General features: G+C 74.6%; 8 protein-coding genes and 1 pseudogene. 4 read left to right on the forward strand and 5 right to left on the reverse strand.

From position 1 onward, the window contains the following. The 3 genes from PYV61_RS14030 to PYV61_RS14040 form a co-directional block, all read left to right on the forward strand. Nucleotides 1-862: TIM barrel protein (locus tag PYV61_RS14030; RefSeq protein ID WP_275832553.1), on the forward strand; the 862-nt coding region annotated here is incomplete at its 5' end. A 94-nt stretch (nt 863-956) separates the two neighbouring features. After that, a complete protein-coding gene (locus PYV61_RS14035) occupies nt 957-1,199 on the forward strand; it encodes a hypothetical protein (RefSeq protein ID WP_275832554.1) in 243 nt (80 codons plus the stop codon). Nucleotides 1,200-1,262: 63 nt separating this feature from the next. Beyond that, on the forward strand, nt 1,263-1,541 hold the full coding sequence (locus PYV61_RS14040; RefSeq protein ID WP_275832555.1) for a hypothetical protein: 279 nt from the start codon (nt 1,263-1,265) through the stop codon (nt 1,539-1,541). A gap of 7 nt (nt 1,542-1,548) precedes the next feature. Here PYV61_RS14040 and PYV61_RS14045 read toward each other — a convergent pair whose 3' ends face one another. Further along, nucleotides 1,549-2,952, reverse strand: coding sequence for an MFS transporter (locus PYV61_RS14045; RefSeq protein ID WP_275832556.1), 1,404 nt, complete (start codon nt 2,950-2,952; stop codon nt 1,549-1,551). Between the two features lie 105 nt (nt 2,953-3,057). On the opposite strand from PYV61_RS14045, the gene PYV61_RS14050 reads away from it, so the two are divergent. Beyond that, nucleotides 3,058-4,887 carry an alpha-amylase family glycosyl hydrolase gene (locus tag PYV61_RS14050; protein WP_275832557.1) on the forward strand — a complete coding sequence of 610 codons (1,830 nt, stop codon included), beginning with the start codon at nt 3,058-3,060 and terminating at the stop codon, nt 4,885-4,887. Nucleotides 4,888-4,948: 61 nt separating this feature from the next. Here the strand turns inward: PYV61_RS14050 and PYV61_RS14055 are convergent, their stop codons facing one another. The 4 genes and pseudogenes from PYV61_RS14055 to PYV61_RS14070 form a co-directional block, all read right to left on the reverse strand. Next, nucleotides 4,949-6,436: a hypothetical protein gene (locus PYV61_RS14055; protein ID WP_275832559.1), complete on the reverse strand. Its 1,488-nt coding sequence runs from the start codon at nt 6,434-6,436 to the stop codon at nt 4,949-4,951. Between the two features lie 109 nt (nt 6,437-6,545). Next, complete coding sequence (gene treF / locus PYV61_RS14060; RefSeq protein WP_275832561.1) at nt 6,546-8,264, reverse strand: alpha,alpha-trehalase TreF; 1,719 nt, start codon at nt 8,262-8,264, stop codon at nt 6,546-6,548. A 4-nt stretch (nt 8,265-8,268) separates the two neighbouring features. Continuing rightward, nucleotides 8,269-9,669 carry an alpha-amylase family glycosyl hydrolase gene (locus tag PYV61_RS14065; RefSeq protein ID WP_275832563.1) on the reverse strand — a complete coding sequence of 467 codons (1,401 nt, stop codon included), beginning with the start codon at nt 9,667-9,669 and terminating at the stop codon, nt 8,269-8,271. A 3-nt stretch (nt 9,670-9,672) separates the two neighbouring features. Next, nucleotides 9,673-9,938, reverse strand: a pseudogene (locus tag PYV61_RS14070) (PTS transporter subunit EIIB); the annotation flags it as partial.

Genomic DNA, 9,938 nt, shown 5'->3' on the forward strand with positions numbered 1-9,938 from the left:
GTTCGGCGCCGGCGGCTCGTCGCTGGCCGCGCTCCCGGCCGCGCTGCGCGCCGAGGGTGCGCCGCCCGCGGGCGAGGCGCCACTGGGCGGGGCGATGAGCTACCGCCACTCGGTCACGCGGTGGCCGTGGTCCAGGCTCCCCCTCGACGAGCTGGCGCGCGCCGCGCGCGGGATGGGCGCGCGCTCGATCGAGCTGCTGGAGCCGTCCGAGTTCGCGACGGTGAAGGCCCACGGGCTGGCGTGCGCCGTCGGGTACGCCCCCGCCGGCGAGGCGTCGATGCGGCTGACGCGCGGGTGGAACCGCGAGGCGCACCACGAGTGGCTGCTGGCCGGCTACGTGAAAGGGCTCGAGCTGGCCGCGGCGGCCGGCGTGCCGCAGGTGATCTGCTTCTCGGGGAACCGCGACGGGCTGTCCGACGCCGCGGGGCTGGACGCCTGCGCGAAGGGGCTGCGCCAGCTGATGCCGCACGCCGAGCGGCTGGGCGTGACGGTGATCATGGAGCTGCTGAACTCGAAGGTCGACCACAAGGACTACCAGTGCGACCGCACGCCGTGGGGCGTGGCGCTGGTGGACCGCGTGGGGTCGGCGCGGTTCAAGCTGCTGTACGACGTCTACCACATGCAGATCATGGAGGGGGACGTCATCCGCACGATCCGCGACCACCGGCAGCACATCGGGCACTACCACGTCGCCGGCGTCCCGGGGCGGCACGAGATCGACGGGTCGCAGGAGCTGCACTACCCGGCGATCGTGCGCGCGCTCAACGAGATCGGCTTCGACGGCTACGTGGCGCAGGAGTTCATCCCGACGCGGGACCCGCTGGCGTCGCTGCGGGAGGCGATCAGGATCTGTACGGTCTGAACCTGCGACCTGCGACCTGCGACCTGCGACCTCGGAACGCCGTGAGGTCGCAGGTCGCAGGTCGCAGGACCTCGAGAGGAGCCCAATGGACCCCATGTACCTCCCCGGCGTCGAGGCCGACCCGAAGCCGGGCCCCTGGAACGACGCGATCGCGCACATGCGAGCGACGGGCGCCGAGTACCCGCAGATCTGGCACCTGTTCGCGTTCCTGCCCGAGGCGACCGACCACCTCGCGCGCTTCACGCAGGCGGTGCTGCGCGGGCCGGGGCCGCTGAGCCCGGGGATGCGCGAGCTGATCGCGGCGCGGACCTCGAAGCGGAACGACTGCCCGTTCTGACTGAGGTCGCACGCCGCGGTCGCGGCGGAGCTGCTGCAGGACGAGGCGCTGGTGGAGGCGGTGGTGCGCGACCCGGAGACGTCGCCGCTGGACGAGCGGCACCGGGCGCTCTTCCGCTACCTCGACCGCGTGAACCACGAGTCCCCGCGCCTGACCGCGGAGGACGCGGCGGCCGTGCGCGCGCACGGGTGGACCGACGAGGAGCTCTGGTTCGGGATCACCGTCGTCGCGCTCTTCAACTTCTACAACCGCTGGATCGACGCCAGCGGCGTGCACGCGCTGTCGGACGAGGCGCACCGCGCGGGCGGCAGGCGCAGCGCCCGCACGGGCTACGTGCGCTGACGGGCGCTCAACGCGCCGGCCCGGAGCTCGGCACGGGCTGCGCGCTCCCCTGCACCGTCAGCGGCTCGTGCTCGTCGGCGTCGATCACCGCGCCGACCGGCACGCGGTCGCCCACGTCGTGCACGCGCGACACCAGCGCGGCCGCCAGCAGCAGGCAGCCGCCCCCCATCATCACCACGTAGAGCGGCGCGTTCGGGTTGTCGACGCCGAACACCGCGCGCGTGAACGGGCCGAAGCCGAGCGCGGCGATGATCTCGGGGAGGACGATGAACATGTTGAACACGCCCATGTACACCCCCATCCGCGCCGCCGGCAGCGCCGTCGACAGGATCGCGTAGGGCATCGACAGGATCGACGCCCAGGCGATGCCGACGCCGACCATGGTCAGCAGGAGCAGGTACTGGTTCTGGATCAGGTAGACCGACAGCAGCCCCACCCCGCCGCAGACCAGCGCGCCCGCGTGCACCGCCTTGCGGCTCGTCGCCGCCGCCAGCCTCGGGAGCGCGAGCGCCACCACGAAGCAGGTGATCGAGTAGAAGGCGAAGGCGAACCCGCCCCACTCCACGCCCCGCGTGTAGAGCGCCGACTGCGGGTCGGTGGCCCCGAAGACGTGCCGCGCCACCGCCGGCACGAAGAACAGCCACATGCAGAACAGCCCGAGCCAGGTCAGGAACTGCACCACCGCGAGCTGCCTCATCGTGGCCGGCATCTCGCGCACCGCCTCGGCGATCTCCCCCGCCAGCGCGCCGAATCCACCGCGCCCCTTCTTGGCGCGCTCGAACGCCGCCATGTCCTCGGGCGGGAACTCGGTGGTCGTGAACACCGTCCAGAGCACGGCGACGATGAACACCACCGCGCCGGCCTGGAACGAGTACTTCACCGTCAGCGGGATCCCGCTCGCGGTGCTCCCGACGACGCCCATCTTGCTGAGCGCGAACGGCATCGCGTTGGCCAGCGACGCGCCGACGCCGATGAACAGCGACTGCATCACGAACCCTGACGTCCGCTGCGACACGTCCAGCTTGTCGGCGACGAACGCGCGGAACGGCTCCATCGAGACGTTGATCGACGCGTCGAGCACCCAGAGCAGCCCGGCCGCCATCCAGAGCGTCCCGGAGGTGGGCATGAAGAAGAGGGCGATCGACGCCAGGATCGCCCCCACCAGGAAGTACGGCCGCCGCCGCCCGAGCGGCCCCCACGTGCGGTCGCTGAGCGCGCCGACGATCGGCTGCACGACCAGCCCCGTCACCGGCGCCGCGAGCCAGAGCAGCGGCACCTCGTCGGGGCGCGCGCCGAGCCGCTCGTAGACCGCCGACATGTTGGCCAGCTGCAGCCCCCAGCCGAACTGGATGCCGAGGAAGCCGAAGCTCATGTTGAACAGCTGCCAGAAGCTGAGGCGGGGCCGCGTCATGCGGACGGTCCTCGGTGCGTCGGGGTGGGGGCTGGCGGACGGGCTCGACGGGGTGAAGTTGTGGCCGGTGCCCCCGCTTGTGAAGGACTCGCCGCCCCTCCCGCCATGATGCGCGCGCTCTCGCTCGTCGCCGGTCTCGTGCTGCTCGCCGCGCCCGCCGGGGCCCAGGCGCCCACGGTCACCAAGGTCGAGCCGCCGAACTGGTGGGGCGGGCACTCGATCAACCCGGTGCGCCTGCTCGTGCGCGGCACCGCCCTCCGCGGCGCGCGCCTGGAGTGCGGGCGCCTCGCCTGCGGCGCGCCGACGGTCAACGCGGCCGGCACCTACCTCTTCGTCGACGTGACGATCCCGCGCGGCGCGGCGCCCGGCAGCTACCCGCTGCGGCTGCGCACCGCCGGCGGCTCGGCGCCCGTCCCCTTCACGGTCGCGGCGCCCCTGGCGGCGGCCGGGCGCTTCGCGGGCTTCGGCCCCGACGACGCGATGTACCTCATCATGCCCGACCGCTTCGCCAACGGCGACACGGCCAACGACGACCCGGCGGCGTCGCGCGGGCTGCTCGACCGCGCGCACCCGCGGCGCTACCACGGCGGCGACCTGGCCGGCATCCGCGCCCGCCTGCCGTACCTCAAGTCGCTCGGCGTGACGGCGCTGTGGATGAACCCCGTCTACGACAACACGAACGAGCGCGACACGGTCGAGACGGACAACGGGCGCTGGACCGCCGCCTACCACGGCTACCACGCGATCGACTACTACGGCGTCGAGGAGCGGTTCGGCGACCTCGCCGAGCTGCGGCGGCTGGTGGACGCCGCGCACGCGCAGGGGATCAAGGTGATCCTCGACATGGTGGCCAACCACACGAGCGCCTTCCACCCGTGGGTGGACGACTCGCCGACGCCGACCTGGTACAACGGCACGCGCCGCAGCCACCTCGCCAACACCTTCCAGGGGTGGTCGATCGCCGACCCGTACGCGCCGCCGCAGCTGCGGCGCGAGACGCTCGACGGCTGGTTCGTGAACTTCCTCCCCGACCTGAACCAGGGCGACCGCGAGGCGGCGCGCTACCTCACGCAGAACACGCTCTGGTGGGTCGGCGCCACGGGCGTCGACGGGATCCGGCAGGACACCTGGCAGTACGTGCCGCGCACCTTCTGGCGCGACTGGATGACGGCCATCAACCGCCAGTACCCGCGCCTCACGGTGGTCGGCGAGGTGCTCGAGGGGGACCCGGCGCTGGTGGCCTTCCACCAGGGCGGCCGCGTGGGGTTCGACGGCGTCGACCCGAAGGTGCAGTACCAGTTCGACTTCCCGGTCTACTTCCAGCTGCGCGACGCGTTCGCGCGCGGGCGGTCGCTGAAGCAGGTCGCGCTGATGGTCGCGCGCGACCACCTCTACCCGGACCCGAACGCGCTCCTCACCCTCCTCGGCTCCCACGACGAGCGGCGCTTCATGAGCGAGCCGGGGGCGACGCTCGACGGGCTGCGCCTCGCGTACACGTTCCTGCTCACCTACCGCGGCACGCCGCTCGTCTACTACGGCGACGAGCTGGGGATGCCGGGCGCGGGCGACCCGGACAACCGCCGCGACTTCCCCGGCGGCTTCCCGGGCGACGCGCGCAACGCCTTCGAGGCGTCGGGGCGCACGCCGGAGCAGCAGGGAGTGTGGACGCACGTGCAGGCGCTGCTCCGCCTGCGCGCCGAGCGCGCCGACCTGCGCCGCGGCCGCACGGAGCACCTGCACGTGGGCGAGCAGACCTACGTCTACCGGCGCGGCCGCTCGGTGGTGGCCCTGAACAACGACGCCGCGAAGCCGGCCGAGATCCGCATCCCCGCCACCGAGCTGCCGGCAGCGGTGGTCGGCGGGTGCGCGGCTCCGCGGCGGGACGGGACGGAGTCGGTCATCACGATTCCCGCGCGCACCGGCTGCGTGTTCTAGCACGGGGAATCGGATCGGAAGGATCCGATCTGATCCGTTCGATCCGATTCCCCCGCTCTTGTCAGGGCACAGGTCCGTCCAGATCCCGGGGTAGCGCGACGAGCCGGTCGATCAACGGCATCGCCTCCGTCGCCGAGGACGCGACCACGACCCAGGTGCGCGCCCCGTTCGCGCGGCGGGCCCCGTAGAGCACGGGCCCGGCCGCCGCCGCGCGCCGGATGGCCGCGACCTCCGCGGGGCGGAAGGCACCGCGCGCCGCGAGCGGCGGCAGCGACGACGCCGGCGCGATCACGACGGCGCCCACCCACGGGTCGCGCGCGAGCGGCGCGGTCGGCATCGCGCCCGCCGAGTCGACGGAGAGGGAGAAGTTGCCGGCGCGCAGCGCGCCCTGGAGGCGCCGCGTCACCGCGAACGGCTCGGCCACCCGCTCGTCGACGAAGCCCCACACGTCGTGCAGCAGCGCGTAGGGGCGCGTCAGCCCGTCGCCCATCGCGTCCCGCAGCGCGACGCGGACGGCGGCCAGCGCCGCGGGGTCGCGCAGCGTCGCGCCGGCGCGCAGCAGCGAGTCGAGCACCGGCATCAGCGCCTTCCCCGCGACGTCGATCGCGTCGTCGTTGTAGAAGGAGCGCGGCTGCGCGGCGTACGCGGCCCAGCGCGCCGCCGGGCGCACGGCGCGCTCCACCAGCCCGTTGCCGAACGCCGTCGCCAGCCCCTCGTCGAGCAGGCTGCGCGCGGCGCGCCCCTCCAGCCCGTGGCGGGCCAGCTCGGCGGCGACCGCCGCCTTCGCGTCGTCGGGGGCGAGGGCGAGCAGCAGGTGCGCCACCTCGTGCAGCGTCACCCCCACCTCGCGCGCCGGCGACGCGTCGGGGAGCAGCTCCTGCACCGCCCACCCCTCCACCACCTCCGCGCTCGTGCCGCGCCCCGCCAGCCCGGCACGCGCGACGAGCGTCAGCGACACCGTGTCGCTCCCCGGCCCCGTCGCGCCGTAGAAGTGCCGCGCCCCGTCGAGCAGCGCGCGGAGCTCCGGCGTCGCCAGCAGCACGGCGAGCGTGTCGCGCCCGCGCGTGAGCGGGCCGCGCGCCTCGGCCTCCCACCACGCGTCGAAGCGCGGGCGGAAGTGCGCCAGCGCCGCCGCCGCGCGGGCGCGGTCCTGCGGCAGCAGCACCAGCGCCAGCCGCTCCCCGTAATCGTCCCACGACCGCGCCTGCAGCCCGGCCAGCCGCCACCGGTCGCCGAGCGTGATCCACCGGTACTGCCGCCCCACGCCATCGGCGCCGCCCGTGTCGACCTGCGTCGAGGCGTTCTGGTAGCGGGCGCGCAGCGCGCCCCACGCGCGCGCGGCGGCCGAGTCGGCGGCGTCGCGCAGGAACCGCTGCCGCCACAGCGCGCGGTAGTCGTCGGTCGCGCACTGCCCCACCACCCCCGTCACGCAGTCCAGCTGGTGCGCGAGGTCGGCGACGGGGGAGACGCGGACGGCGACGTGCAGCTGGGCGCCCGCCGTGGCGGACGTGAGCGCGAGCAGCGCCAGCAGGAATCGGAGTCTGGGCATGCCCTACGCTGCGGCGGCGGGCGGGAATCCGCGTGGGGCGGACGACCCAGGGGGCTGCAGGACGCGGGCTGCGGGTTTGGAATCCGCAGCCCGCGGCCCGCAGCGCGATTCACCGTCGGGTCATACACGGCGTCTCCACCGCCGCCCGCCGCTGGTCCGCCGGCGGCCCCTCGGCGCCCGCCACCTGCGCCGCCAGCGCGAGCGCGACCCCGTTCGTCCAGCCGAAGCCGTCCTGGTTCGGGTACTCCCCGCCCCCCGCGGGCCGGCTCAGGTCCATGACGTCGTACTTCTCCGTCATCTTCAGCGTCGTGCGGTACACGCGCCGGTTGAGCGCGAGCCAGCGCCCGCGCACCGTGTCGGCGAGGTCGGCGCGCCCGTAGCACCGCGCGCCCTGCATCGACAGCCACTGGAGCGGCGGCCACCCGTTGGGGGCGTCCCACTGCTGCCCGGAGCGCACCAGCGTCGTCACGAAGCCCCCCGGCTGCGCGAACTCGCGCTCCAGGCGCGCCGCCACCGCGCGCCCCTGCTCGGGCGTCGCGAGCCCGAAGTAGAGCGGCGCCGCGGCGGCCAGCGTCGGGCGGTCGGCGATGCGCTCGCCGGTCGTCCACCGCACGTCGTAGAAGAACCCCGAGGCCGGGTCCCACGCCGCCGCCAGCAGCGCCGCCCGCCGCACCCCGGCGTCGCGCTCGTAGCGCTGCGCGACCTCGGCGTCGCCGGCCGCGCCGCGCGCGCGCCGCAGCATCGCGATGATCCGCTCCTGGTGGTAGAGCAGGCTGTTGAGGTCCACCGGGACGACGTTCGTCGTCTCGAGCGTGCGCAGGTCCTTCGGGTCGCGCATCCAGCGGCTGGAGAAGTCCCACCCGCTCTCCGCGGCCGCGCGCACGTGGCGGTAGAACGCCTCGCGCGCCGCCCCCTCGGCGAACGACCGTCCCAGCTCCTCGTCCTCGCGGAACGACTCGGGGCGCGGCGCCGGCACGTCGTCCCAGTAGCGGTTGAGCGTCGCCCCGCCGCGCGTCCGCACCACGCGGCGGTGCGCGCCGCCGGGCGCCGCGCGTTCGGCCCCGTCCATCCAGAACGCGTGCTCCGCCTCGAGCGCGTCGAGGTACCGGATCGCGCGCGTCGTGTCGGTGGCCGCCGCGTAGAGCCCCACCATCGCCGCGAAGTACGGGGGCTGCGAGCGGCCGAGGTAGTACGTGCGGTTCCCGTTGGGGATGTGCCCGACCGTGCGCACGAGGTGCGCGAAGTTGTCGAGCATGCTCCCCACGAGGTCCGTCCGCCCGCTCTCCACGAGGCCGAGCATCGTGAAGTACGAGTCCCAGTAGTAGACCTCGCGGAAGCGGCCGCCCGGGACGACGTACGGGTTCGGCAGCGGGATCAGCGACGAGCGCGTGTCGGGGCGGTCGGCCTGCCGCGTGAGCGCGGGCCAGAGCGCGCGGATGTGCGCCTCCATCGTGCGCCCCGAGTCGGGGCGGTAGTCGGCGCCCGCGGCGCGCGGCGCCTCGAACGTGCCGCGCACGAACGTCGCGAGGTCGAACCCCGCCCGCCCGCGCTCGGCGGCGTAGCGCCGCGCCAGCTGCGCCGGGTCGTCGAGCGGGCGCGCGTCCACGAACGTCTTGCCGTCGGGGAAGACGCGCGCGTGCTGCACGTCGGCGAACAGCGCGCCGATGTCGCGCGCGGGCTCGTACGCGGCCTCGCCGGCGGCGCGCGCCGCGGCGGCGCGTCCGACGGCGGGCGCGGGGGCGACGGCCGGGGTCGGGGCCGAGCGGCAGGCGGCCGCGAGGAGCAGCAGCGCCGCGAGGCGGCGCGGGCGGGACGTCGCGATGGGCATCGGCTCAGTGGAACAGCACGCGCCAGCCGTGCGCCGGGACGTCGAGCGTCCCCGAGGCCGCCAGGCGCGTCGTGACGGTGCGGTCGAACCAGTCGGTGTAGGCGCCCGGCGCGGCCAGCCCCTCGTAGCGCAGCGTCTTCGGCGCGTCGCCGAAGTTGACCGCCACCAGCACGACCTTTTGGCCGCGGGTGCGGGTGAACGCCCAGGTGCGGTCGCCGCCGTCCGTGCGCAGCGCCGCCTGCGTCCCGCCCAGCTCCCCGTTGCCGAGCGGCGGCTGGCGGTGCTTGAGGTCGAGCAGCGCGCGGTAGAACGGCGTGAGCGTGGTGTCGCTCCACCGCACCGTGTCCTTCTCGAAGAAGCGGAGGCGGCGGTTCAGCCCCGCCTCCTGCCCCGTGTAGACGAGCGGCGTCCCGCCGGCCACGGTCGCGGCGAGCACGAACGCGGGCCGGTGGTTCTCCCCCATCCGCTCGAACTCCGTCCCCTGCCAGCTGTTCTCGTCGTGGTTGCTCGTGAAGTACATGCGCATCGCGCCGCGCGGGTACGTCGAGTCCTGCCGCGCGAAGTAGCGGTCGAGCTCCGACGTCCCCTTCTCGCCCTTCGCGATCGCGTTCAGCAGGTGGTGCAGCTCCCACCCGTACGTCATGTCGAACGCGGCGTGCGCCTTCGGCGCCTCGGCCTCGGCGAGCAGGAACAGCCCCGGGCGCCCCGCCCCCAGCTCGCGGCGCGCCTCGGCCCAGAAGTCGTCGGGCACGCCGCCGGCGACGTCGCAGCGGAAGCCGTCCACCTTCATGCTGTCCAGCCACCAGCGCATGTCGGCCAGCATCGCCCGGCGCATCTCGGGCTTCGCGTAGTCGAGCTCCGCGACGTCGGTCCAGTCGGTGGCCTTCCCCTCGTTGTCGCGCGCGTTCGAGATCGACCCGTCGGGGTTCCTGACGTACCAGTCGGGGTGCGCGGCGACCCAGGTGTGGTCGAATGCGGTGTGGTTCGGCACCCAGTCGAGGATCACGCGCATGCCGCGCGCGTGCGCGTCGTCCACCAGCGCGCGCATGTCGGCCTCGGTCCCGAACTCCGGGTTGATCGCGCGGTAGTCGGAGACCGAGTAGTAGCTGCCGAGCGGCCCCTTGCGGTTCTTGACGCCGATCGGCTGCACCGGCATGAGCCAGAGGATGTCGGCGCCGAGCGCCTTCAGCCGCGGCAGGTGCGCCTGGAAGGCGCGCAGCGTCCCCTCGGGCGTGTACTGGCGGACGTTCACCTCGTAGATGTTCGCGTGGCCCGCCCACTCGGGGTGCGCGACGGAGGCCGAGGCGGGCGCGGCGGGCGTCGACGTCGGGGGCGCGTCGGCTGCGGGCGCGCCGCCGCACCCCGCGAGCGCGGCGACCGCCGCCGGCAACAGGAGGCGGCGCATCGCTCAGCCCCCCGCCATCGCGGCGGCCAGCGCCTCGGAGTCGGCGCCGACCACCAGGTGCACGACGTCGGGGGCGACGCGCATCGCGGCCGCGCCGTCGCGCGCCAGGGCGCCCTCGTCCATCGCGCCGGCGTCGCGCAGCTCGGCGCGCAGCCGCGTCGCCGCCACCGGCTCGACGCGCAGCACGTTACCCGCGCCGCCCAGCGCGGCGGTCAGTGCCGCGGCGCGTGCACGCTGCGCCGGGGAGGCCGTCGCGACGGCGCGGGGAA

It is taken from the genome of Roseisolibacter sp. H3M3-2, assembly GCF_029211165.1.
Taxonomy (GTDB): domain Bacteria; phylum Gemmatimonadota; class Gemmatimonadetes; order Gemmatimonadales; family Gemmatimonadaceae; genus Roseisolibacter.

Bases quoted from the DNA above. Each gene is read 5' to 3' on its own strand.
- PYV61_RS14035 (WP_275832554.1), top strand. From the start codon at position 957: ATGTACCTCCCCGGCGTCGAGGCCGACCCGAAGCCGGGCCCCTGGAAC.
- PYV61_RS14045 (WP_275832556.1), bottom strand. From the start codon at position 2,952: ATGACGCGGCCCCGCCTCAGCTTCTGGCAGCTGTTCAACATGAGCTTC.
- PYV61_RS14050 (WP_275832557.1), top strand. From the start codon at position 3,058: ATGATGCGCGCGCTCTCGCTCGTCGCCGGTCTCGTGCTGCTCGCCGCG.
- PYV61_RS14055 (WP_275832559.1), bottom strand. From the start codon at position 6,436: ATGCCCAGACTCCGATTCCTGCTGGCGCTGCTCGCGCTCACGTCCGCC.
- treF (WP_275832561.1), bottom strand. From the start codon at position 8,264: ATGCCCATCGCGACGTCCCGCCCGCGCCGCCTCGCGGCGCTGCTGCTC.
- PYV61_RS14065 (WP_275832563.1), bottom strand. From the start codon at position 9,669: ATGCGCCGCCTCCTGTTGCCGGCGGCGGTCGCCGCGCTCGCGGGGTGC.